Here is a 22024-nt window from a genome sequence, read left to right as displayed (position 1 = left end):
ATAATATTATCTTAGACATTATGAGCATACAAGATATACAAGAAGAAATTATTGAAGAGTTTGCAATGTTCGATGATTGGATGCAACGCTATGAATATATGATAGAGTTAGGTAAAAGTTTACCATTGATCGACGAACAATTTAAGACGGATGATAATATTATAAAAGGATGTCAAAGTAAAGTATGGGTTCATGCAGAACTAAATTCGGATCAGCTAGAGTTTACAGCAGATAGTGATGCGATTATTACAAAAGGAATTATTGCAATATTAATCCGTACATTCTCTAATCAGCATCCAAAAGATATCTTAGCTGCAGACACTGCTTTTATAGATCAAATAGGATTAAAAGAACACTTATCACCAACTAGAGCTAATGGCCTAGTTTCGATGATTAAGCAAATAAAAATGTATGCAATAGCATTTCAAACTCAACTCAAATAATTATGTCAGAAAGCACTTTAGACACTCAAGAATTAGGAGAAAAAGTAGTTACAGTTTTAAAAACTATTTATGACCCTGAAATTCCAGTAGATATTTATGAATTAGGATTAATTTATGACGTTTTTGTTAATGAAGATAGAGATGTTAAGATATTAATGACCTTAACTACACCAAATTGTCCAGTTGCTGAAACGCTACCTGTTGAGGTTGAAGAAAAAGTAAAATCATTAAATGAAGTTAATGAAGCAGAAGTTGAAATTACTTTTGATCCCCCTTGGACGCAAGATTTAATGAGTGAAGAAGCTAAGCTAGAACTCGGTTTTTTATAATAAATAAATGAAAGATGAAATTGTAAATAGAGTTGCTCAAAGTGCACTGATCACTTTCGATTTAGAGGATCTTTATGTTCAAGGGAATCGGGTTGAAATTGATATGAGTCAATGGCTTGAGCAAGGTTTCATTTTAAGAGAAAAAGAATTTAGATCAGCAATTACTTCATTTGACTGGTCTATATATCAAGATCATTTCATTGCATTGAACTGCTCTACCAATGCAATTCTACCAGCTTGGGCGAGTTTATTAGTTACCGCTCAACTCAACAAGGTTTCTCAAACAATTGTTTGGGGAACTCTTTCAGATTTGGAATACCACTTATTTGTCCAAGCAATAAATAAGCTAGATTTAAGTGATTTTGAAGGAAAGCCAGTAATTGTAAAAGGCTGCTCTGAAAAACAAATCCCAGAAAGTGCTTATATCTATTTAATTCAAAAACTACAACCCGTGGTTAAAAGTCTTTTTTACGGAGAAGCATGTTCCTCAGTTCCTTTATATAAGAAGTAAGACATTAAAGTAAGTACTATAGCATAAAGATTTAGGGTATTTTTAAAATCCAAAATCTATACTATGCGCTATATTTTATTCATTTTAATTGTAATTGGTTGTAAAAAAAGCAACCCAAAATTAGAAGAGGCTCCTTTTAGTTTTACTGGTTTATGGGAGTATAATAAAAAAGGGTATGCATTTGAAGATTCCCCAACTCTAGAACTAGAAGATGGTATTGGCTGTAACAGTCAGATTAATTTTACTTTCCGGGACACCGAATTTGAAATTTCTCTTTTCTATGGATCTTCTTGTGAGAATAAATATTACTACGTGCTTTCCTATGATTTATCTCAAATGAACGATACAATTTATGTACTTACATCGGATAGGTTAATCAGAACAAATTATCAACCATCGGATGATTCTGGTTTTAGAGACATCCCAATCGAAAATGGACATGTAGAATTAATCGTTCGGTCTGCAGACGAATTTGTAACCTATTTAGCACTCCCAGAAGATCCGGTTTATAAAGGAAGAATTTATAAATCTTCATTTATTCAATATCGAAGAAATCAAAATTAAACAACCTAAACTTTTAGTATCTTGGTACTATAAATTAAAGGTTTGAACATCCATAAAAAAGTTTTGATTTTAACATATTATTGGCCTCCATCAGGGGGTTCAGGAGTTCAGCGATGGATGTACTTTGCCAAACATTTAAAGCAATTAGGTTGGGAGCCTATCGTAATCACTGTAGATGAAAATAAAGCTTCTTATTCTGTATTTGACACTTCCTTAAATTCTGAAGTTAACAACATACGGGTAATTAAAACAAAAACCCGTGAACCATTACAATGGTATTCAATATTAACAACGGGTTCTAAGCAAAAGGGTATTCCACAAGGTGAAATAAAAAAGAAGAGCATTTTAGGTAAATTAGCAGCCTTTATTCGGGGTAATTTTTTTATACCCGACGCGAGAGTAGGTTGGGTACCATTCGCTCTTCAAGCAGCTCGAAAAACTATTATTGAAAAAGGTATAAAGCAGATTATTACTACTGGTCCCCCACATTCTTCTCACTTAATCGGATTACAATTACAAAAAGAATTTAGTTTGGAATGGTTTGTAGATTTTCGTGATCCTTGGTCTGATTTATTTTATAACCAGGATTTGTATAGACTACCAAGGGCTGCTTCTAAAGATTTAAAACTTGAAAAGGAAGTTCTTCTTGCGGCATCAGGGGTTATAACAACAGTTGGAGGAGTATTGCATGCTAATTTAGAATCTAAAGCACCGAATCAAAAGTTTTATAATATCCCTAATGGGTATGATGCTGAGTTAATGGATGCTGTGGTTGCCGAAAAAGAAAATGATGTTTTTCATGTTGTATACACCGGACTTTTGACTAGAAATCAATCCTATACAACTGTTTTTAATATACTAAATGAATTAGCAATTAATCAATCGATACGGTTGTCTTTAGCAGGAAATATATCTTCCGATATTATTGAAGAAATAAAAGATAGATTTGCCAATATAGATGTAATATACAAAGGCTATTTGTCACACCGGGAGGCGATACACCTTATGAAAAGTGCTCATGTACTTTTAAATTTCATATTTGTAGGAGCGCAAACCCAAATGATTTCAGGAAAAATTTTAGAGTATTTAGCAACCGAAGTCCCACTACTTTCAATTGGGAAATCGGATTCAGATGCAGCAAAATTCATAGAACAAGGTTCTGCCTCAGTCATGTTTGAAGTAGAAGATACAGAATCAATTAGAGTTTTTATAGAGCAAGTACAAAGTAAAAAAGGAAGATTAAAAAATAAATTTCCTAAGATTGATCAATGGAGTCGATCAAATCTAACTCGACGTCTAATAGAAGAAGTTTTAAGTTAAATTTTATTTATAAAAATTCATTTCATCCATGTATTTCCAGGATTCAATAGGAATCAGTGGTCGAATATTTTCACCTTTTTTAATTGCTTTTCTTATTGCGGAGGAGGAGAGTTCAATTTTAGGAGCCTCTATTAGCTTTATTTTTGGATGATTTTCAAATTGTTTTGGAAGGGTACTTTCTGTTTTTCTAGGGTATACATATAACGCATATCTTTTTAGAATTAGCTCGTAATTTTTCCATTTAGGGAAACTGACTAAGTTGTCTTCTCCCATCAAAAGAACAAATTTCTTATCCGTATATTTTTCTTCCAAATGAATGAGTGAATTAATAGTGTAGTTGGGGGTAGGCAGTCCAAATTCAATGTCTGATGGCCTTAGTTTAGGATACTCATGGGTAGCTCGATAGACAAGTTCTAATCTGTGGTGGTTGCTAAGAATAGAGTCCTTTTTTTTCATAGGATTCTGAGGAGTAACTACCAGCCAAACTTCATCTAAATCGGTGGTTTCAGCAAAATGATTTGCTAGAATTAAGTGACCAATGTGAATTGGATTGAAGGTTCCAAAATAAAGACCAATTTTTTTCATAACCCAAAGATAGGTTTTTACTTAGGAATTAATGAAAGCTTGCACTTGCTGTACGACTTCATTTTTAGCCTTTTCTAAATCATCGTTTACAATAACAGCATCGAATTTAGGAGCAAAGCTTAATTCTTCCTCAGCACGATCTAAACGGGTTTGAATGGCTTCCTCTGTTTCAGTTCCTCTTCCTCGAAGTCTGAGCTCAAGATCTTTTTTTGACGGAGGTTGAATGAATAAAGCTAAAGTTTGCTCTGGATATTGATCTTTAATTCGAAGTCCACCCTTTACGTCAATGTCAAACAGAACATGTTTTCCTTCGTTCCAAAGGCGTTCTATTTCAGACTTTAAAGTTCCGTAAAAAACCCCAGCATAAACTTCCTCATATTCTACAAAAGCATTTTCTGAAATCTTTTGTTTGAATTCTGAAAGAGAAAGAAAGTGGTAGTCAGTACCCTCTATTTCTGTGCCTCTTAGCTTTCTAGAAGTTGCCGATATGGAAAATCCAAGAGGAATTTCTTGGGAAAGCAGATGACGGACCAAGGTTGTTTTTCCGCTTCCGGAAGGCGCAGAAAAAACAAATAATTTACCTTGTTTCATTTAGAGTACGTTAAGGAGTTGTTCTTTAATTTTTTCTAACTCGTCTTTCATTTGAACAACTATTTTTTGAAGTCCAGAATGATTAGCTTTAGAACCTATGGTATTAATTTCTCGTCCCATTTCTTGCGCTATGAAACCTAATTTTTTACCGTTCGGATTTTCTTGTGCCATTATTTCTTCGAAGTAATTCAAGTGGTTCGCTAACCTAACTTTTTCTTCTGTTATATCGTACTTTTCAAGATAGTAAATAAGCTCTTGCTCCATTCTATTTTGATCAATATCAATTTCAAGTTGGTCTAAAGCAGTTTTTAGTTTAACACTTATTTTTTCTTTTCTTTCGGGATCAATGGTAATTACTTCTTTGAGTAAATTGTTAATTATATTTAAACGCTCTATGAAGTCTTTACCAAGTGCAGCACCCTCGTTTCTTCTATATTCGTTAACATTTTTTAAGGCTGAAGAGAAAACCTCTAAAAGAGCATCTTTCTCTTCCTCTTTAAGATCTTCTTTTTCGGTTTTTAACGTATCGGGTAATCGAAGAGCCATCTTTAATAGTTCTGTTGTATCTCCGTCATGAATCCCTTTTAATTGAGCAATATAATTGTCAATAACCTCTTTGTTTAAAAGGTTTGAGTTTTGATTGCTATTCCCTTCAACATATACCGAAACATCAATTTTTCCTCTTGTAAGTTGTTTGTTCAAGAATGTTCTCATTTGAGGCTCAAGCTCTCTAAACACGTGAGGAACTCTAAAGTTTAAATCTATATTTTTACTGTTGAGGGTTCTAATTTCAACAGTCATTTTTTTATTTAAAACTTGAGTTTCGCTTTTCCCAAAGCCGGTCATTGATGTAATCATGCAGCTGCTATAATTCTTTAATTTTTATATTCCTAAAGGATACTTGATCTCCGTGATCTTGTAGTCCTATTTTTCCGGTTCTAAACGTTCCAAATTTTGGAGCATGGGTATAATTATAGGCTTCAGTATTTCCGAATTTAGAAGCTTTAACCAGTGCATCCCATTCTGGACCGTGAACTGCAAAAGTAACAATTTCTGTCCCATTCAATACCACACTTCCTTCATTCTTGTTGTGGTCTACAGTTAAAACTACATGATTCCATTCTCCCGCTGGGTTGCAAACATCTGCAGTTGGTTGTACCATATCATACAGTGCTCCTGCTTGATGAAATTTTGGATTTGCCTTTGCATCTGGATGTCTTTCGTTGTCAAGAACTTGAATTTCTGGACCTGTTAAATAAGGCTCTCCAAACTCTTCACTTTCTTTAACCCCCCAAAAAATACCACTGTTTCCAACTTCAGAGACGTTCCATTCTATAGATAGAACAAAGTTTGTGTATTCTTTATCGGTTACAATATTTTTACCTCCATCTCCATAGTTTCTATTTTCCTTTGGAGTAAATACCATTGAGTTATCAACAATTGACCACTGATCGCTCATTCCTTCACCGTTGTATTGGTGCCAACCGTTAAAAGTTTCTCCATCAAATAATGGAGTCCATTCTTGTGTAACTTCCATAACTTTTTCTTCTTGAGGTTTGTCAATTTTCTTTTTGTCTTGATTTCCTTTACAAGAAAAAAGACCCGTAGCAACGCATAGTATAATTAATAGATTTTTCATTTAATATATTTTATAAGTTAAGTATTTTTTTAAGTAATTCTGGATCTGTAGAACCACCAGCAAAGTCGTCGAAAACTTTCTCTGTAGCCTCAATGATATGGCTTTTAATAAAAGGCGCACCTTCTCTTGCCCCTTGTTCTGGACTTTTAATACAACATTCCCATTCCATAACTGCCCATACATCGCACCCGTATTCTGTTAGTTTTGTAAATATTGATTTAAAATCTATTTGACCATCCCCAGGCGATCGGTAACGTCCTGCTCTGTCAATCCAATCTCCATATCCACCAAAAGCTCCTTTTTTACCATTAGGTTTAAACTCAGAGTCTTTAACATGAAATGATTTTATAAATTCATGGTAGTGGTCTATGTAAGTTATGTAATCTAGTTGTTGAAGAACAAAGTGACTTGGATCATAAAGTATATTAACGCGTTTATGATTCCCTGTAGCTTCTAAAAATCGCTCAAAAGTTACTCCGTCATGTAAATCTTCCCCCGGATGAATTTCATAACACAAATCAACTCCATTGTCTTCATAAACATCTAGTATTGGAAGCCATCTTTTTGCTAATTCTTCAAACCCCATTTCTACCAATCCTTTTGGTCTTTGTGGCCAGGGGTGCCAAGTGTGCCATAGCAAGGATCCGGAAAATGTAGCGGAAACATTTAGACCTAATCTGCGACTTGCTATTGCAGCTTTTTTAACCGTTTCAATTGCCCATTGCGTTCTGGCTGTGGGATTATTTTTATAAGCATCAGGCGCAAAGTTGTCAAACATAAGATCATAAGCAGAATGAACGGCAACCAGCTGTCCTTGCAGATGTGTTGAAAGCTCGGTAATTTCTAATCCATATGAATTAACTTTTCCTTTGAGTTCGTCACAATAAGTTTGACTCTCAGCAGCTTTGTCTAAATCTATTAAAAAGGTTTCCCAAGTTGGTATTTGAATTCCTTTATATCCTAAATCTGCAGCCCATTTACACATTCCATCGAGTGTATTAAAAGGCGCTTTTTGGTCTACAAATTGAGCTAAAAATATAGCAGGTCCTTTAACTGTTTTCATAACTTATTATTTTATAAATCTACCCAGGTATTTCCATTAGCATTGGAGTCTAAAACTTTCTCTATGAAAAGCATGCCCCGAACTCCATCTTGAAGTGTTGGGAAAGCCCCTTCGTGGTGTTTTTCATTTCGAAGTGCTTTGGCAACTCCGTTATAAATATTACCCATAGAATCAAAAATCCCTTCTGGATGTCCGGGTGGAATTTTACTGCTTTCTAAAGAAAAATCTGAAAGATAACTATGTCCTGGTTTTAAAACTTGCATGGGGTTTGTTTCTGTTAAGTGAATGAGCTCATTAGGATTTTCTTGTCTCCACTTTAAGCTCCCTTCGCTTCCATAAATTTGAACAGTAAAGTTATTTTCTTCTGCGGTAGCAATTTGACTTGCTCGAATTACTCCTTTACAATATTCAGACATTCTAATTAGAACAGTTCCATCAATATCGAGAGGATTATCTTCATAGAGATAGTTGAGGTCGGCGAGGAGTTTTTTTACTTCCATTCCGGTTACATATTCCAACATGTCGAACGCATGGGTTCCAATATCTCCAATACAACAACTCAACCCTCCTTTTTTAGGATCTAATCTCCATACTTTAGAACGTTCCTCAGAGGAGTGAATTACAGGATTTATCCACCCTTGATAATATTGTAAATCTACTTTTTGGATGGTTCCTAAGACTCCTTTTTTAATCATGTCTTTCATTTGGCGAACCATTGGGTAACCCGTATAGGTATAGGTTACAGCAAAGACAGTTTGTTTTTCTTTCTGAAGTGCCTCAAGTTCTAGGGCCTCTTTATAAGTAGTCGTTAGAGGTTTTTCACAAATGACATTGAATCCACTTTCAAGTAGTTTTTTTGCCATGGGATAATGTAGGAAGTTTGGTGTTAAAACCGAAATTACTTCCATACGTTCCTCTTTGGGTAGCTTTAATTCTTCTTCAATTAGAACGTCAAAGCTACTATAAACTCTACTTAAAGGTACTCCTATTCGAGTTGCGAAACTTTTATTTTCATCTTCATTTGGATTAAAACATCCTCCAACAAGTTCATAGCGATCGAACATATTGGATGCGATCCTGTGAACAACTCCAATTAGGGAATCTCCTCCACCCCCTAAAATTCCTAAGCGTATTTTATTACTCAATATTATTCTTCTTTAAGTTCTATTTTTTCATCTTTAAAAATCACCATAAATAACACCATTACCCCAAGAGCAAATGCTGCTGGGATCAACCATATAACTTCCCAATTATGAGATTCGTCAGCTAGTATATATTGATCTGAAATTTTACCAGCAACCCAAAAACCAACTAACATACCCACTCCATAAGTTGCTAATGTGATGAGTCCTTGCGCGGCACTTTTAACTTTTTCCCCGGCTTTAAAATCGGTATAAATTTGACCTGAAACAAAGAAAAAGTCATAACATATTCCATGTAAAGCAATTCCAATAATCAACATAAAAGTTAACTCTCCTGCATTTCCATAGGCAAATAAGGCATACCGTATTGCCCATGCTAACATCCCGACTAAAAGTGTTTTTTTAAATCCAAATTTCTTAAAAAAGAAGGGTAGTAAAAGCATGAACAAGACTTCGCTTATTTGACCCAATGTCATTTTACCTGTTGGATTTTCCATCCCCAATTCTACTAAAAATGGATTTGCTTGTTGGTAATAAAATGCAAGTGGAATACAGATTAGAATTGAAGTTATAAAGAACATAAGAAAGTTACGATCTTTTAAAAGTTTTAATGCATCCAATCCAAGAATATCACTCACACTAACCGCACCTTCTGATTGTGTCGGAGGAGTTTTAGGGAGGGTGAAGCTGATGATTCCTAGTGTCAAAGAAGCAATAGCTACCATGGTAAAGGTATTGCTTAAGGCACCTTGACTGATTGATTCTGTCGAATCCCATTGGAAATAACTAATTAACAACCCTGCTATAATCCATCCGATTGTTCCAAAAACGCGGATTACAGAAAATTCTTTTGCTGGATCTTTCATTTGAAAGAAGGAAACAGAATTTACTAATGCAAGGGTAGGCATGTAAGCTACCATATAAGCAAAGACCAAAGGGTAGAAAGTGTCAAAAGAAGTAGCTTGAGACATGAAGTACATCAATGCAGCACCAATTAGGTGTAATACACCTAATATTTTTTCAGCATTGAAATAACGATCGGCTATAAGTCCAATAAAAAAAGGTGCAATTATTGCTCCCCAAGACTGAGTTGAAAAAGCCATTCCTGTTTCTGCTCCCGTAGCGTTTAAATTATTTCCTAAAAAAGTTCCTAAGGTCACAAACCAACCTCCCCAGATGAAGAACTGTAGGAACATCATTAACGATAGTTGAAATTTAGTACTTGTATTCATTATAATTGAAAATTAGTTAGCTTAATTCTTTTACTGATTTTATTAAAAGGTTTTTAGTTGCTATTATCCCTTCCTCTTCAGTTAATTTATCTCCTTCATATTCTACCCCAATATAACCATTAAATCCTGCGTTTTTAACAATTTGAAGCATTCGTTTATAGTCTGTGTTGGTTTCGTTCCCTTCAGCATCAAAGTTATGTGACTTTGCACTCACTGCAAACGCACGAGGCATCAGTTCCTCTACTCCCTGGTAACGGTCATACTCTCTAACACAATTAGCATCCCATCGCGCTCCACCCTCACGCTCTAAACAGAAGTTTCCAAAGTCTGGGAGTGTTCCACAATTTGGTAGATTTACATCGTTTATAACTTGCATTAATAAGCCGGCGTCTGAGGATAAATATCCGTGGTTTTCTACCAGGATGTTAATGTTATGTTTCGCTGCAAAAGTTCCAAGAGCTTTAAGGCTTTCTTTTGAGTATTCTGCCCAAGCTTCTTTATTATTAGTTCCAAATAAATTAATACGAATGGAATGACAGCCCAAAGCAGCAGCCGTTTCAACCCATATTTTATGATTTTCTACTCCTTGATTTCTTTCTGACTTAGATTTAACCGACAAATCACCTTCATCATCAATCATAATCAAGAGATTTTCCAATCCATGATTTTTAGCTTTTTCATTGCTTTGAGTAATGAAATTTTTATGAGCTGTAACTTTGTTTTTTGCCTTTGTAACGTCAGTGTATAATTGGCTCACATACTCCAAACCTTCAAAGCCGTACTCATGTGCTTTTTCGGCAAATAAATAAGGATTCATTCCGCCATTTTGTATAGCCTTATTAAGAGACCATTGTGCTAGAGATAATTTAAAGAAAGGCTCTGCCGATAACATTCCTCCTTTTAGATTTTGTTCTGTAAATAAGTTTTGAGCGGCATATGAACCGACTGTAGAGAGTCCAAATCCTGCTAAGGCAGTGTTTAGAATAAAATTTCTTCTTTCCATTTGGTAGTTATTAAAGGCGTTGTTTTTATTTAAATAGCTTTTACTTTAAAAGTAGTTATGTTCAATGGGATCCAATTACAACCTAAACTAAGCTTATTCATTATTTAATAGGTTTTTTAACGCTTATGATTGCATTATTTTAAAACGAAAACGTTTTAAATTACTTTAATGTTTAAATCTAGTTTAAAATATGACAAATTGATAATCTTTGTACCTATATTTAGAGAATATCAAAAATACTTTTGAATGAATACAAATGACAAGATAACCGAATTCGACGCAATTGTTGTTGGAACTGGAATAAGTGGTGGATGGGCTGCAAAAGAACTGACTGAAAAAGGATTGAAGACCTTAGTTCTTGAGCGTGGTAGAATGGTCAAACACGTTGAGGATTATCCTACTATGAATAAAGACCCTTGGGATTACCCTAATGGAGATGTAATTACTCAAGAAACAAGAGCACGTCAGCCAAAACAAAGTAGAACTGGATATACAACGAGAGAATCGACTAAACATTTTTTTGTAGATGACGTAGATCATCCATATAATGAAGTAAAACAATTTGACTGGTGTCGTGGATACCACGTTGGAGGAAGATCTTTAATGTGGGGTCGTCAAAGCTACCGCCGAGGTGATGTAGATTTCGAAGCAAATGCAAAAGAAGGGATTGCTGTTGATTGGCCAATTCGATATGAAGATATTGCTCCTTGGTACAGTTATGTAGAAAAACACGTAGGTATTTCGGGGGAAAGTTTATCCTTACCTCAAATGCCAGATAGTGTGTTTTTGAAGCCTATGGAACTAACTTGCGTTGAAGATCATTTGAAAGGCTCTATAGCAGAAAAATACACCGACCGTTTACTTACAATAGGTCGTGTTGCCCATATAACAGAAGGTACAAAACCAGGTGCAGGACGAATCAATTGTCAGTTTAGAAATCGCTGCTCAAGAGGATGTCCTTTTGGAGCTTATTTTAGCAGTAACTCTTCTACATTACCCATGGCAGAAGAAACTGGAAATATGACTTTGAGACCAAACTCAGTTGTTCATGAAGTGTTGTATGATCCAGAAACAAAACGCGCCTCTGGAGTGCGAGTAATCGATGCGGTTACTAAAGAAACAATTGAATTTAAAGCAAAAGTTATTTTCTTGTGCGCCTCTGCAGTTGCTAGTACTTCAATTTTGATGCAATCAAAATCAGAATATTTTCCAAATGGAATGGGGAATGCTTCAGGCGAATTAGGGCACAATCTAATGGATCATCATTTTCAAGTTGGTGCTCGAGCAGATGTTGAAGGTTATGACGATAAATATTATACCGGAAGAAGACCTAATGGTGTATTTATACCCCGTTTTAGAAACCTAGGAGGTTCATCGAATCAAAAAGACTTCTTAAGAGGATATGGATATCAAGGTGGGGGAAGTAGAGGCTCTTGGACCGAAAATGTAAAAGAAATGGCATACGGACCAGAGTTCAAAGAAGCTATTCTTAACCCAGGAGGTTGGACTATTGGTTTGAATGGATTCGGAGAAGTATTGCCTTATCATGATAATAAAATGACTTTAGATTATAACAAGCTAGATCAGTGGGGACTTCCAACAGTTACTTTCGATGCAACAATTCGTGAAAATGAATTGAATATGAGAAAGGATATGCAAAACCAAGCAATGGAGATGCTAGATAACGCTGGTTTTAAAAATGTTTCGGGATATGATAATGAATATCACTTAGGTCTTGGAATTCATGAAATGGGAACTGCAAGAATGGGACGTGACCCTAAAACATCAGTTTTAAATGGAAACAACCAGTTACACGAAGTGCCAAACGTATTTGTTACCGACGGAGCTGCAATGACTTCTGCAGGTAATGTAAACCCTTCTTTAACTTATATGGCTTTAACTGCCAGAGCAGTTGATTTTGCAGTTAAGGAATTGAAAAAAATGAACTTATAAAGATTAGATCATGCAAAGAAGAACCGCATTAAAAAATATTGGATTATCCTTAGGGGCACTAACACTCAGTTCAACAGTGGTTGGACTTTTTGAAAGCTGCCAGACTGGAACTGCTGCATGGCAACCAGAATTTCTATCCTTAGAACAAGCCGATTTAGTTGATAAAATTATGGATGTAATTTTACCAACCACTGAAAATATTCCTGGAGCTAAAGACTTGAACCTCACTCAGTTTTTAGATGGATATATGGCAAAAGTTTCAAGTCCAGAAGATAAAGAATTTACTCTACTGGGACTGCCTTTAGTTTCAAAGTTAATGCTCGAAGCTTCTGGTAAAAGTCAAGTTTCTGAATTGACAAGTCAAGACATTGATGATCAATTGAATCGTTTTTTAAGAGCTGATCCTGCAACAAAAGAATCACGTCAGAACGATTTAAATAGCTGGGCTGAGGCTTTAGAAAACGGAGAACAAATTTCTGTTCCAGAAGAAGGTGTTGTTCAAACAATGCTTAACAGCATTAGAGATTTATCTGTATTTGCCTTTAAAAACTCCGAATTAATTGGCGAAACGGTCCTAGCATACAGTCCTGTCCCTGGAGAGCAGCAAGGGTGTATAAGTGTTAGTGACGCAACTGGAGGTAGAGCTTGGTCTTTATAAAGTTCTAAAATATTCTGCAATCGATCGGGCTTCCTCTTTTGTAAGGTTCTGATTGATCATTTGAATGTTGTTGTACTCTTTTAATAAAGCCATAGCCGTAACATCTTTTTTCAGCATCTCGGTTGGGTTCAACATAATGTTCATTACCCATTCAGGTGCTCGTCTTTCATAGATACCCTTCATTGCAGGACCTATAAGTTTTTTGTTAGGTTTATGACAAGCGGTACACTTTTGTTTAAAAGTTGCAGCACCTTTTGCAGCAAGTTCGTTGTCTATACTTTCATTAAATTTTAATGAACTTATTGGACCAATTCCTTTATTAGATAAATCTATGGGTGTAGTGTTATTAGAAGTAACTGCTTTCGTTTTTTCACTTTGAGTACGATTGTACTCAAATCCTTTTTTCTTTTCTTCCGCGCTTCCACAGGAGGTTAGGGTAGCAACAAAGATTAATAATATTATTTTTTTCATTCCTTTATTTATAGTTTAAATATAAGGAGCATATATATGTTTTCCAACTACTGGATCATTTTCATTTCCTCTATTTTAAGTTGGGCAACACAATTTTCAATTTCCAAATCAAATAATAATTTCCGCTCACTTTTTAAATGATCCAACCAATGTGACTTTTTTTCCCAATTTTCATAAAGTATAAATACATTTTTATTATTGGTCTTCTGATGTAAATCACTATTAACACATCCTAGATCGGTAAGATTACCGTCTATTAATTTGAGTAATACTTTTTTTATTTTTTCAGATGATTTACCTTTTACTTTAATTCTAGTCAAAATAGTCAAATGTTTAAAAGTTATCATAATACAAAATTATTATACATAATATAATATATATTATTTTACCAAGCAATTTTTTTAAAAATATTATTAAACCTATACTGAGATTGATTCAACAGAGAACTAAAAGCGTTTTTGGCTCTATTGGTAAAATAATTTAAAAACTTTAATGTTGTGTGAAACGACAAGTAGTAGTTAATTCTTTTACTTTTCAACTATTAACAAATCAAATGAAGATATTTTAGACCCTTCAGTAAATATTTGAAATTTAAAAGAATTACCATTATGTACAAATATTCAAATTTCCTTACTAAAGAAATATCATGTGATAATATAATTTAGCAAGTTTAAAAAAGAGATAAAAAAACTATTGAAGATTGTATTATGATTAATATAATCATAAATCACAAAAAGACCTTTTGAGTTTCTTAGGAAGCTTATGATTTTTAAAATCTAATCCCGTTTAGTAAAGACATCTCCCTATAAAAAAATAATAAATAGTAAATTAGCTCTAGACTATATCTCAAATAAATTTCAATAAAACAGTCATAAGATTATAGAATTCAGTACATTTTGAGTGATTAATGTTAGCTTCATGAACTTGGCAGATGAAAAGTGAAAATATGAATAAGAAAAAAGGAATCATAGTATCTGGGTATTTTAACCCTATACACAAAGGACATATCGAGTATTTTAATAATGCTAAGACCTTAGCTGATGAATTATTTGTGATTGTAAATAACGATCATCAAAGAGCATTAAAAGGATCTAAAGAGTTTCAACAAGAACAAGAACGTGTTTTTATAGTTTCAAATATAAAGTCTGTAGATCATACTGTCTTGTCGATTGATGTAGACAGAACCGTTTGCAGAACCATTGAAAAAATTGCGCTACACTTTGGTTCGGAATATGACTTGAGTTTCGCTAATGGTGGAGATCAAAATAACAATACCATCCCGGAGAGATCCATTTGTAATCAAATGGGAATCACTTTAGTCGATGGATTGGGAGATAAGATTCAGTCAAGCAGCTGGCTCTTAAAAAAATAGAAAATAAAAAAACATTAGTCACAAAAACTAATTTTTAGTTTCTCCTTTGCGGTTTATTAACAAGCAGAAGAACTGCCATTAAAGAAGAAGCACAGATTAAAGAAACAGTGTCTCTTTGATGATAAAACCAAGAAGGTGGGTGAACAAATAATTAGAGAAAGCTGCGCTGCAAGAGGTTCATTAAACACCATTTCCTTAAGATATTTTAATCCAATTGGAGCCCATGACTCTGCATTCATTGGAGAATTGCCAATCAGAACCCCTCAAAATTTAGTTCCCTTTGTAACTCAAACTCAAGTTGGGCTTCGAGAAAAACTATCTATTTAGCTGTAATTTTGATAATTTTTATGGAAATTAAATTTGGCAAGTTGCCACAAAAGAGAAATTCTGCAACGCAGCAGGTAGGTTCTTGTTTTCATGATGTAGAACAGATTTTGGGGACTGTCATCTCAAAGGTACTAAAAATCAATAGCTTATTATTAGAGTGAGCACCTTAAAGATGTTTTTTAAATCGCTTATCTTTGAGTAAATAAAAATTCATGGAGTGCAAACTCATCTGTTCCGATATTGACGGAACTCTACTAGACGTAAATCGAAGTCTTTCAGTTGAAACTAAAGCAGCTGTTCAAAGTATTAGTCCCCAGATTCCATTTCTTCTCATTTCATCGAGAATGCCAAAATCAATGCGTATACTGCAAACCGAATTACGAGTAAGTAATTTACCTTTAATAGCCTATAATGGTGCATTAATACTTGATGGTTCTGGAAAGGTGTTGCAGAGTATTGAGGTTCCATTTGAAACAACCAAACAAATTTGTACCCATTTTAAAGATAGTAGCCTCCACTTTAGTTTATACAATAACGAAGAATGGGTGGTTCCTGCACTTGATTTTTGGGCAAAAAGAGAACAAAATAATACTAGGGTAACCCCAGAAATAGCCCCTCTTGAAAAAACGCTACAGTCCTGGGAAGAAAAAAAGCAAGGAGCACATAAGATTATGGCTATGGGAGAACCCTCTGAGTTGGATCAAATTGAACAGTTAATTTCAGAGCTTTTTTCGGATCAAATAAATGCCTATCGTTCTAAAGATACTTATTTAGAGATTTCTAATAATCAATTAGACAAAGCTTCTGCCTTATCTTTTTTATTATCCTCAGAATATCCAGATCTAACCCTGGAGGATGTAATGGCGTTTGGAGATAATTATAACGATAGGACTTTATTAGAGCAAGTTGGTCGTGGGGTTGCAGTTGCTAATGCAAAACCAGAAATACTAGCTGCAACACCTTTTCATACGCTTTCGAATCACGAGCATGGAGTAGCTGCTGCAATTGAACAATACTGCTAAGCTGTTTTAGGTTTTTTAGTTACCAAATAAACTCCAATAAACACGAGTACAGTGGCAGTACATTTTATTAGATCTAACTGATCATTTCCAGTATAGGTAGCAAATAGTATTCCCATAAGGGGTTGTAGGTACACAAAAGCACCCACAGTAGTTGGAGATAAAGTCCTCAAGGCATAAACATTGAATAAATAGGTGCAAAAGGTTGTTCCGACAACAACGAATGCCATTCGCCAAATAGCTTCGAAAGGGAGTATTGTCCAGCTTACCTCAGTAATTTCAGTGAATGTAATGGGGAGATTTAAGAAAAATCCTCCAAGAAACATCCATTTCATAAGGGTAATGGTTGAATACTTTTTAGTCAAAGGTTTTACTAAGACTAAATAGGTTCCGTAGCACATTGCATTTACAAACATCATGATGTTTCCTAGGGAAATATTAGGAGCGTTTAGCATTTCGTTATTCCCCTGAAGAATTAATAAAGCAGCTCCTCCAAAACCAATAAAAATTCCAGTTCCTCTTTTAATCGTTATTTTTTCTTTCAAGAAAATAGCTGAAAGAATCATAACCATGATTGGAGTTAAAGTAACAATAACAGAGCTGTTAATTGGGGTTGATAAACTAAGACCTTTAATGAACATGAGCATGTTGATGCACATTCCAAAAAGTGTAGCGATTCCAATTCTAAAAAAATCGGGACGGTCAATCTTCTCCGAAGGATAAAATAAACTAATTGACCAAAATAAGATCGTTGCGCCTACAACTCTGAGCATAACCAAGCCAAATGCGCCAATATAATCAGGCATTATTACTTTAGCTATGGTGTGGTTTAGGCCGTAAATTGTGGTGGCACCAAGAGCGGCTAGCAGCGCAAGGATTCTTTTATCCATGAATTGCTTTTTTTGCAGCCTCGACAGTTGCAACAGAATTCCCAATAAAAAGTTCTTGGTTGTAAATTAATACAGGTCGTTTTAAAAAAGAATAGTGTTCAAGAAGGAGGTTTTTCATTTCTTCTTCAGAAAGCTCACTAGCTTTTAATCCCCTTTTTCTTAATAATTGTGCTCTGCTATTAAAAAGTGCAGCGTAAGAATTTGTGCTTTTATATAATGTATCAAGTTGATCAGAATCAAGTGGGTTTTCCTTGATATTAATCAAAGAAACTGAATCAGGTAGGTCTATGGTTTTTATGATTCTTTTACAAGTATCACAGGTCTTAAGGAAGAAAAAAGTATTCATAAGGGATGTTATTCAGACAAAGAAAATCAATTTTTGTTAAATGCATTAAAAATATGGAGAAATCCTTCTAATCCACTACCTTTGAACCCAATAATGACCCTAAAATTAATGGAAAAGAAATTACGTTTTAATTCAAAAACAATTCACGGAGGCCAACAACACGATCCAGCCTATGGAGCTGTAATGCCTCCAATATATCAAACCTCTACTTATGCGCAAACTACTCCAGGTGGACACAAAGGGTTTGAGTATAGTAGAACCCATAATCCTACACGTCAAGCTCTTGAAAAGTCTTTGGCGAGTATAGAAAACGGAACACATGGACTTGCTTTTGGATCTGGACTAGCTGCTATCGATGCAGTTTTGAAATTATTACAGCCGGGGGATGAAGTAATTTCTACAAATGACCTTTATGGGGGTTCGTATCGATTATTTACTAAGATATTTGAAGGCTTTGGAATTAAATTTCATTTTGTAGGAATGGATCATGTTCAGTCAGTTGAAGATGCAATTAATTCAAACACAAAACTGATCTGGGTAGAAACTCCAACGAATCCAATGATGAATGTAGTGGATATAAAAGCAGTTTCTGCAATTGCAAAAAAACATACAATACTTTTAGCAGTAGATAATACATTTGCTTCTCCATACCTACAGCAACCTCTAGATTTAGGTGCTGATATCGTAATGCACTCTGCTACCAAATATATTGGGGGTCATAGTGATGTTGTTTTAGGGGCATTGATAGTAAATGATGATGATCTTGCGGAGCGACTTTATTTCATTCAAAATGCTAGTGGAGCAGTTTGTGGTCCAATGGATAGTTTTTTAACTTTAAGAGGTATAAAAACACTGCATGTTCGTATGCAGCGACATTCTGAAAATGGTAGAAAAGTAGCCGAGTATTTAAATAATCATCCTAAAATAGAAAAGGTTTTTTGGCCTGGGTTTGAGTCTCATCCAAATCATCACATTGCAAAGGCACAGATGAAAGATTTTGGAGGAATGCTTTCTTTTATTCCAAAAGGCGCAGACTTTAAAGCTGCAATAAAAATTATTGAATCATTAAAAGTATTCACTCTAGCCGAATCATTAGGAGGTGTAGAGAGTTTAGCAGGTCACCCAGCAAGCATGACGCACGCATCTATCCCAAAAGAAGAACGCGAAAAAAGTGGAGTTGTAGATTCATTAATTCGTTTAAGTGTTGGAATTGAGGATGCTCAAGATTTAATTGACGATCTAGAGCAAGCAATAGGATAAACGCTTTTCTGTATCTTTATACTCTAACAATTGTTTATGGAACTTCCTAACGGAAAAAAAATATACTTCTCATCCGACAACCATTTGGGTGCTCCAAATGCTGAAAGCAGCATTACAAGAGAGCGGGTATTTATTTCGTGGCTTAATGATATTCAAAAAGACGTAGGACAATTGTTTTTGTTAGGTGATCTATTCGATTTTTGGTTTGAGTATAAAACTGTGGTTCCAAAAGGATTTGTTAGAGTTCTTGGGAAGCTTGCAGAATTATCCGATCAGGGAGTAGAAATTCATTTTTTTGTAGGGAATCATGATCTATGGGTTCTCGATTATTTTGAGAAAGAACTTGGTTTTATTGTACATAAAGAACCGAAGGAGTTTAACATAAACGGCAAGAAGTTTTTTATTGGTCATGGAGACGGCCTTGGCCCTAAAGACCTCGGTTTTAAAAGAATGAAAAAAGTATTTACAGCCCCTATTTTTCAGTGGCTATATCGCTGGATTCATCCCGATATCGGAATAAAAATAGGCCAGTATTTGTCTCTGAAAAATAAAATGATTTCTGGTGACGATGATATTGTTTTTCTTGGTGAAGAAAAAGAATGGTTGGTGCAATATTGTCATAAAAAACAAGCAGAGGAAAAACGAGATTTTTATGTTTTTGGACACCGTCATTTACCACTGGATATAGCAATTACCTCTGAGGCACGATATATAAATCTGGGCGATTGGATAACGCATTTCACCTATGCAGAGTTTGATGGAACAGATTTAGAATTAAAAACTTGGGACTCCTAAAAGAATGATAGAAAAGAAAAAACTTGTTTTTGAGAAAACAGTATTAATTGGAGTAATCACAGCCAGACAAGACGAAGAACAGGCTTTAGAGTATTTAGCAGAATTAGCTTTTCTAGCTCATACGGCTGGAGGGGAAGTAATAAAACAATACACTCAAAAAATGACGCTTCCCAATCCCAAGACATTTATTGGAAGCGGGAAACTACAAGAAATTCAGCAGTTTGTAAAAGAAAATGAAGTTTCTACCCTTGTTTTTGATGATGAATTAACCCCTGCTCAGCAACGAAATATCGAGGAGGTTATGAAGTGTAAGATATTAGATCGAACTGGTTTAATCCTAGATATTTTTGCGCAAAGGGCTCAAACTAGTTACGCAAGAAACCAGGTAGAGTTAGCACAGTACCAATATCTACTTCCAAGATTAAAAGGGCTCTGGACGCATTTAGAACGTCAAAAAGGGGGAATTGGAATGCGTGGACCCGGAGAAACAGAGATAGAAACTGATCGACGTATAGTTCGAGATAAAATTGCATTATTAAAAAAGAAATTACTCGTAATTGACAAACAAATGTCGACTCAAAGAGGGAATAGAGGAGCCTTAGTTCGAGTTGCACTGGTAGGTTATACTAATGTTGGAAAATCCACATTAATGAATGCAATCGCAAAGAGCGAAGTGTTTGCAGAAAATAAATTATTCGCAACTTTGGATACCACTGTTCGGAAAGTAGTAATAGGTAATTTACCTTTTCTTTTAAGTGATACGGTTGGGTTCATAAGAAAACTACCTACTCAATTGGTAGAATCTTTTAAAAGCACCCTAGATGAAGTTCAAGAAGCCGATTTGTTGCTCCATGTAGTTGATATTTCGCATGCTAATTTTGAAGAACATATTGAGTCTGTTAATCTAATACTGTCAGAAATAAAGAGCCAAGATAAACCCACCCTTATGGTTTTTAATAAAATTGACGCATACAAACCTCTTGTTATTGAACCGGATGATTTAGTTACTGAAAAAACTAAATTGCACAATACGATAGAAGAATGGGAGCAAACTTGGATGTCTAAAATGAATGGGAATGCTCTTTTTATTTCAGCCACAAAAAAAGAAAACTTAGTTCATTTTAGAAAACAAGTCTATGCAGCAATTCGCGATATACACGTAACCCGTTTTCCGTATAATAATTTCTTGTACCCAGAGGGTCTGGAAGAATAAATAATCCCTAATTTTATTAAAAACCACCAAATGAGAAATCTGTCCTACGTTTTACTTTTATTCTTAATAATAGGCTGTGACTCCGAGAGCCCCTCAGTTTCATATGAAGAGCAAGTTAGTACTGCATTAAATCAGAATCCTGAAGTAAATCCATTAGAATCTACTTCTTTATTTTACCAGGATCTCTCATATGGTTCTGCGGAGCGGAATACATTTGACCTAATGGTTCCAAAAGATGGTGATGCAATCGGAATTGTTATTTTTTTCCATGGAGGTAGTTTTTTATTTAATGACAAAACGGATGCTTACCAAGAACCTTTTGCAGGTATTATAAATAACCTGTTGAATGAAAATGTGGCTTTAGTAAATGCTAATTATAGTTTTTTAAACAGTCCAAATAGTATGGGTTTAACCACCTCACTTTCCGACGGTACTTTGTTGTTAAACCACATCCGATCGATTGCTTCCAGTCTTGATTTAAACGCAAATAAAATCGTGTTGAGTGGAGCTTCGTCTGGAGCTGGAATTTCTTTGTGGAATGGACTTCAAGCAGATTATAACCAAGGTGTAGTGGGTATTGTTGCACTTGCAACTCAAAGCTCTTATAATCTATATGCTTGGGAAAACCTTTTTCCGAATTTAAGTGTAGATCAAATAACTCAAAATAGTCAAGAATTTCAATTGCTTTTTAATTTGTTCTATGGCGGGCCTTCGCCTACACAAGCACAGTTAGACGCGGTGGACTTTATTGAATTTATGGATCCTGCAGATCCAGAATTATATTTATACAATACCGCTGGAAACGAAGTTGTGCGATCAGATGGTTCTATAGATCTCGATGTTTTGTATCACAGCATTCGTCATTCCGATGCACTTAGGGCTAAGGCCATCCAAGAAGGATTTACCACCAGTGGAGCTTTTCAAGAAACCCCAGAGGCTTTTGTGTTGCGTAAGTTGAGGTAGTTACTCAGCCACCCTTTCTGAAAGTAACAAATAAATAGGAAAGTGGTCGGAATATCCTTTGAGTTGGTTTCCATTGATCTGAATTCTGTATGGGTATCCTTTATATTTTCCCTCTGGATTTCTCAGAAAAGGAGGGTTGTACACTCGGACTCCAAGGATATTCAATGAAGATTTCTTATTCCAATCAGGACTGGTTAGAAACTGGTCAAATAAAAACCACCGATCATTATAACCAATGGTTCCAATTCCTTTTTTGAAAAGGGGAGTCATCTGATTTTTGAAAATAATTTTATGATTCGAATGTGTTTATTGACTCTGGAAATTTAGATTTAAAC

The 22024-nt window shown here is 34.9% G+C and carries 27 protein-coding genes; 14 read left to right on the top strand and 13 right to left on the bottom strand.

What is annotated here, in order from left to right; all coding sequences use genetic code 11:
• Nucleotides 1-20: 20 nt before the first annotated feature.
• The 5 genes from NG655_RS09385 (at nucleotide 21) to NG655_RS09365 (ending at nucleotide 3167) form a co-directional block, all read left to right on the top strand.
• Nucleotides 21-443: a SufE family protein gene (locus NG655_RS09385; protein ID WP_252159057.1), complete on the top strand. Its 423-nt coding sequence runs from the start codon at nucleotides 21-23 to the stop codon at nucleotides 441-443.
• Between the two features lie 2 nt (nucleotides 444-445).
• Nucleotides 446-772: an SUF system Fe-S cluster assembly protein gene (locus tag NG655_RS09380; RefSeq protein WP_252159056.1), complete on the top strand. Its 327-nt coding sequence runs from the start codon at nucleotides 446-448 to the stop codon at nucleotides 770-772.
• A 7-nt stretch (nucleotides 773-779) separates the two neighbouring features.
• Nucleotides 780-1283, top strand: coding sequence for a DUF2480 family protein (locus NG655_RS09375; protein ID WP_252159055.1), 504 nt, complete (start codon nucleotides 780-782; stop codon nucleotides 1281-1283).
• Nucleotides 1284-1346: 63 nt separating this feature from the next.
• Complete coding sequence (locus tag NG655_RS09370) at nucleotides 1347-1847, top strand: hypothetical protein (protein WP_252159054.1); 501 nt, start codon at nucleotides 1347-1349, stop codon at nucleotides 1845-1847.
• Nucleotides 1848-1910: 63 nt separating this feature from the next.
• Complete coding sequence (locus NG655_RS09365; protein ID WP_252159053.1) at nucleotides 1911-3167, top strand: glycosyltransferase family protein; 1257 nt, start codon at nucleotides 1911-1913, stop codon at nucleotides 3165-3167.
• A gap of 3 nt (nucleotides 3168-3170) precedes the next feature.
• On the opposite strand, the gene nadD is transcribed toward NG655_RS09365, so the two are convergent.
• Genes nadD through NG655_RS09325 form a run of 8 tightly spaced genes read right to left on the bottom strand, consistent with a single transcriptional unit; the run spans nucleotide 3171 to nucleotide 10422 of the window.
• Nucleotides 3171-3752, bottom strand: coding sequence for a nicotinate (nicotinamide) nucleotide adenylyltransferase (nadD, locus tag NG655_RS09360; protein ID WP_252159052.1), 582 nt, complete (start codon nucleotides 3750-3752; stop codon nucleotides 3171-3173).
• A 21-nt stretch (nucleotides 3753-3773) separates the two neighbouring features.
• The gene (gene gmk, locus NG655_RS09355; RefSeq protein WP_252159051.1) at nucleotides 3774-4343 is read right to left on the bottom strand and encodes a guanylate kinase; all 570 of its coding nucleotides are present in this window, start codon (nucleotides 4341-4343) and stop codon (nucleotides 3774-3776) included.
• Entirely contained in the window at nucleotides 4344-5201 is an 858-nt protein-coding gene (locus tag NG655_RS09350; RefSeq protein WP_252159050.1) for a YicC/YloC family endoribonuclease, read from the bottom strand.
• 7 nt (nucleotides 5202-5208) lie between these two features.
• Complete coding sequence (locus NG655_RS09345; RefSeq protein ID WP_252159049.1) at nucleotides 5209-5982, bottom strand: 3-keto-disaccharide hydrolase; 774 nt, start codon at nucleotides 5980-5982, stop codon at nucleotides 5209-5211.
• 10 nt (nucleotides 5983-5992) lie between these two features.
• Nucleotides 5993-7045: a sugar phosphate isomerase/epimerase family protein gene (locus NG655_RS09340; RefSeq protein ID WP_252159048.1), complete on the bottom strand. Its 1053-nt coding sequence runs from the start codon at nucleotides 7043-7045 to the stop codon at nucleotides 5993-5995.
• Nucleotides 7046-7056: 11 nt separating this feature from the next.
• On the bottom strand, nucleotides 7057-8190 hold the full coding sequence (locus tag NG655_RS09335) for a Gfo/Idh/MocA family protein (RefSeq protein WP_252159047.1): 1134 nt from the start codon (nucleotides 8188-8190) through the stop codon (nucleotides 7057-7059).
• 2 nt (nucleotides 8191-8192) lie between these two features.
• Entirely contained in the window at nucleotides 8193-9419 is a 1227-nt protein-coding gene (locus NG655_RS09330; protein WP_252159046.1) for a nucleoside permease, read from the bottom strand.
• A 16-nt stretch (nucleotides 9420-9435) separates the two neighbouring features.
• Entirely contained in the window at nucleotides 9436-10422 is a 987-nt protein-coding gene (locus NG655_RS09325; RefSeq protein WP_252159045.1) for a sugar phosphate isomerase/epimerase family protein, read from the bottom strand.
• 246 nt (nucleotides 10423-10668) lie between these two features.
• Here NG655_RS09325 and NG655_RS09320 point away from each other — a divergent pair, with 246 nt between their 5' ends.
• Together NG655_RS09320 and NG655_RS09315 are read left to right on the top strand one after the other, a co-directional pair.
• Nucleotides 10669-12375 carry a GMC oxidoreductase gene (locus NG655_RS09320; protein ID WP_252159044.1) on the top strand — a complete coding sequence of 569 codons (1707 nt, stop codon included), beginning with the start codon at nucleotides 10669-10671 and terminating at the stop codon, nucleotides 12373-12375.
• A gap of 10 nt (nucleotides 12376-12385) precedes the next feature.
• Complete coding sequence (locus NG655_RS09315) at nucleotides 12386-13033, top strand: gluconate 2-dehydrogenase subunit 3 family protein (RefSeq protein ID WP_252159043.1); 648 nt, start codon at nucleotides 12386-12388, stop codon at nucleotides 13031-13033.
• On the opposite strand, the gene NG655_RS09310 is transcribed toward NG655_RS09315, so the two are convergent.
• Nucleotides 13028-13504 (bottom strand): c-type cytochrome, encoded by a 477-nt coding sequence (locus NG655_RS09310; RefSeq protein WP_252159042.1) that lies wholly within the window; start codon nucleotides 13502-13504, stop codon nucleotides 13028-13030. The two genes, NG655_RS09315 and NG655_RS09310, sit on opposite strands and share 6 nt — an antisense overlap.
• 47 nt (nucleotides 13505-13551) lie before the next feature.
• Nucleotides 13552-13851 (bottom strand): antibiotic biosynthesis monooxygenase family protein, encoded by a 300-nt coding sequence (locus NG655_RS09305; RefSeq protein ID WP_252159041.1) that lies wholly within the window; start codon nucleotides 13849-13851, stop codon nucleotides 13552-13554.
• Nucleotides 13852-14450: 599 nt separating this feature from the next.
• On the opposite strand from NG655_RS09305, the gene NG655_RS09300 reads away from it, so the two are divergent.
• The 3 genes from NG655_RS09300 (at nucleotide 14451) to NG655_RS09290 (ending at nucleotide 16225) form a co-directional block, all read left to right on the top strand.
• Nucleotides 14451-14876 (top strand): adenylyltransferase/cytidyltransferase family protein, encoded by a 426-nt coding sequence (locus NG655_RS09300; protein ID WP_252159040.1) that lies wholly within the window; start codon nucleotides 14451-14453, stop codon nucleotides 14874-14876.
• Nucleotides 14877-15011: 135 nt separating this feature from the next.
• On the top strand, nucleotides 15012-15203 hold the full coding sequence (locus tag NG655_RS09295; RefSeq protein WP_252159039.1) for a hypothetical protein: 192 nt from the start codon (nucleotides 15012-15014) through the stop codon (nucleotides 15201-15203).
• Between the two features lie 212 nt (nucleotides 15204-15415).
• The gene (locus NG655_RS09290; RefSeq protein ID WP_252159038.1) at nucleotides 15416-16225 is read left to right on the top strand and encodes an HAD family hydrolase; all 810 of its coding nucleotides are present in this window, start codon (nucleotides 15416-15418) and stop codon (nucleotides 16223-16225) included.
• On the opposite strand, the gene NG655_RS09285 is transcribed toward NG655_RS09290, so the two are convergent.
• On the bottom strand, nucleotides 16222-17112 hold the full coding sequence (locus NG655_RS09285; RefSeq protein ID WP_252159037.1) for a DMT family transporter: 891 nt from the start codon (nucleotides 17110-17112) through the stop codon (nucleotides 16222-16224). The two genes, NG655_RS09290 and NG655_RS09285, sit on opposite strands and share 4 nt — an antisense overlap.
• A complete protein-coding gene (locus tag NG655_RS09280) occupies nucleotides 17105-17458 on the bottom strand; it encodes an arsenate reductase family protein (protein WP_252159036.1) in 354 nt (117 codons plus the stop codon). The genes NG655_RS09285 and NG655_RS09280 overlap by 8 nt, the downstream gene beginning before the upstream one ends.
• A 108-nt stretch (nucleotides 17459-17566) precedes the next feature.
• On the opposite strand from NG655_RS09280, the gene NG655_RS09275 reads away from it, so the two are divergent.
• The 4 genes from NG655_RS09275 to NG655_RS09260 are packed head-to-tail and all read left to right on the top strand — an operon-like array spanning nucleotide 17567 to nucleotide 21689.
• On the top strand, nucleotides 17567-18718 hold the full coding sequence (locus NG655_RS09275) for a cystathionine gamma-synthase (RefSeq protein ID WP_252159035.1): 1152 nt from the start codon (nucleotides 17567-17569) through the stop codon (nucleotides 18716-18718).
• 36 nt (nucleotides 18719-18754) lie between these two features.
• Nucleotides 18755-19513, top strand: coding sequence for a UDP-2,3-diacylglucosamine diphosphatase (locus tag NG655_RS09270; protein WP_252159034.1), 759 nt, complete (start codon nucleotides 18755-18757; stop codon nucleotides 19511-19513).
• A 4-nt stretch (nucleotides 19514-19517) separates the two neighbouring features.
• A complete protein-coding gene (gene hflX / locus NG655_RS09265; protein WP_252159033.1) occupies nucleotides 19518-20726 on the top strand; it encodes a GTPase HflX in 1209 nt (402 codons plus the stop codon).
• Between the two features lie 30 nt (nucleotides 20727-20756).
• Complete coding sequence (locus NG655_RS09260) at nucleotides 20757-21689, top strand: alpha/beta hydrolase (RefSeq protein WP_252159032.1); 933 nt, start codon at nucleotides 20757-20759, stop codon at nucleotides 21687-21689.
• On the opposite strand, the gene NG655_RS09255 is transcribed toward NG655_RS09260, so the two are convergent.
• Nucleotides 21690-21959 carry an endonuclease/exonuclease/phosphatase family protein gene (locus NG655_RS09255; protein WP_252159031.1) on the bottom strand — a complete coding sequence of 90 codons (270 nt, stop codon included), beginning with the start codon at nucleotides 21957-21959 and terminating at the stop codon, nucleotides 21690-21692.
• Nucleotides 21960-22024: the final 65 nt, after the last annotated feature.

It is taken from the genome of Candidatus Arcticimaribacter forsetii (assembly GCF_910589745.1).
GTDB classification, from domain to species: Bacteria; Bacteroidota; Bacteroidia; order Flavobacteriales; family Flavobacteriaceae; genus Arcticimaribacter; species Arcticimaribacter forsetii.
Note: the sequence above shows the minus strand (reverse complement) of the source record. Positions and strands in the feature narration are given on the sequence as shown.

What these genes read in the sequence shown, in the direction of transcription:
- NG655_RS09385 (WP_252159057.1), top strand. Translation starts at nt 21, where the DNA reads ATGAGCATACAAGATATACAAGAAGAAATTATTGAAGAGTTTGCAATG.
- NG655_RS09380 (WP_252159056.1), top strand. Translation starts at nt 446, where the DNA reads ATGTCAGAAAGCACTTTAGACACTCAAGAATTAGGAGAAAAAGTAGTT.
- NG655_RS09375 (WP_252159055.1), top strand. Translation starts at nt 780, where the DNA reads ATGAAAGATGAAATTGTAAATAGAGTTGCTCAAAGTGCACTGATCACT.
- NG655_RS09370 (WP_252159054.1), top strand. Translation starts at nt 1,347, where the DNA reads ATGCGCTATATTTTATTCATTTTAATTGTAATTGGTTGTAAAAAAAGC.
- nadD (WP_252159052.1), bottom strand. Translation starts at nt 3,752, where the DNA reads ATGAAAAAAATTGGTCTTTATTTTGGAACCTTCAATCCAATTCACATT.
- gmk (WP_252159051.1), bottom strand. Translation starts at nt 4,343, where the DNA reads ATGAAACAAGGTAAATTATTTGTTTTTTCTGCGCCTTCCGGAAGCGGA.
- NG655_RS09350 (WP_252159050.1), bottom strand. Translation starts at nt 5,201, where the DNA reads ATGATTACATCAATGACCGGCTTTGGGAAAAGCGAAACTCAAGTTTTA.
- NG655_RS09345 (WP_252159049.1), bottom strand. Translation starts at nt 5,982, where the DNA reads ATGAAAAATCTATTAATTATACTATGCGTTGCTACGGGTCTTTTTTCT.
- NG655_RS09340 (WP_252159048.1), bottom strand. Translation starts at nt 7,045, where the DNA reads ATGAAAACAGTTAAAGGACCTGCTATATTTTTAGCTCAATTTGTAGAC.
- NG655_RS09330 (WP_252159046.1), bottom strand. Translation starts at nt 9,419, where the DNA reads ATGAATACAAGTACTAAATTTCAACTATCGTTAATGATGTTCCTACAG.
- NG655_RS09325 (WP_252159045.1), bottom strand. Translation starts at nt 10,422, where the DNA reads ATGGAAAGAAGAAATTTTATTCTAAACACTGCCTTAGCAGGATTTGGA.
- NG655_RS09320 (WP_252159044.1), top strand. Translation starts at nt 10,669, where the DNA reads ATGAATACAAATGACAAGATAACCGAATTCGACGCAATTGTTGTTGGA.
- NG655_RS09315 (WP_252159043.1), top strand. Translation starts at nt 12,386, where the DNA reads ATGCAAAGAAGAACCGCATTAAAAAATATTGGATTATCCTTAGGGGCA.
- NG655_RS09310 (WP_252159042.1), bottom strand. Translation starts at nt 13,504, where the DNA reads ATGAAAAAAATAATATTATTAATCTTTGTTGCTACCCTAACCTCCTGT.
- NG655_RS09305 (WP_252159041.1), bottom strand. Translation starts at nt 13,851, where the DNA reads ATGATAACTTTTAAACATTTGACTATTTTGACTAGAATTAAAGTAAAA.
- NG655_RS09300 (WP_252159040.1), top strand. Translation starts at nt 14,451, where the DNA reads ATGAATAAGAAAAAAGGAATCATAGTATCTGGGTATTTTAACCCTATA.
- NG655_RS09290 (WP_252159038.1), top strand. Translation starts at nt 15,416, where the DNA reads ATGGAGTGCAAACTCATCTGTTCCGATATTGACGGAACTCTACTAGAC.
- NG655_RS09285 (WP_252159037.1), bottom strand. Translation starts at nt 17,112, where the DNA reads ATGGATAAAAGAATCCTTGCGCTGCTAGCCGCTCTTGGTGCCACCACA.
- NG655_RS09280 (WP_252159036.1), bottom strand. Translation starts at nt 17,458, where the DNA reads ATGAATACTTTTTTCTTCCTTAAGACCTGTGATACTTGTAAAAGAATC.
- NG655_RS09275 (WP_252159035.1), top strand. Translation starts at nt 17,567, where the DNA reads ATGGAAAAGAAATTACGTTTTAATTCAAAAACAATTCACGGAGGCCAA.
- NG655_RS09270 (WP_252159034.1), top strand. Translation starts at nt 18,755, where the DNA reads ATGGAACTTCCTAACGGAAAAAAAATATACTTCTCATCCGACAACCAT.
- hflX (WP_252159033.1), top strand. Translation starts at nt 19,518, where the DNA reads ATGATAGAAAAGAAAAAACTTGTTTTTGAGAAAACAGTATTAATTGGA.
- NG655_RS09260 (WP_252159032.1), top strand. Translation starts at nt 20,757, where the DNA reads ATGAGAAATCTGTCCTACGTTTTACTTTTATTCTTAATAATAGGCTGT.
- NG655_RS09255 (WP_252159031.1), bottom strand. Translation starts at nt 21,959, where the DNA reads ATGACTCCCCTTTTCAAAAAAGGAATTGGAACCATTGGTTATAATGAT.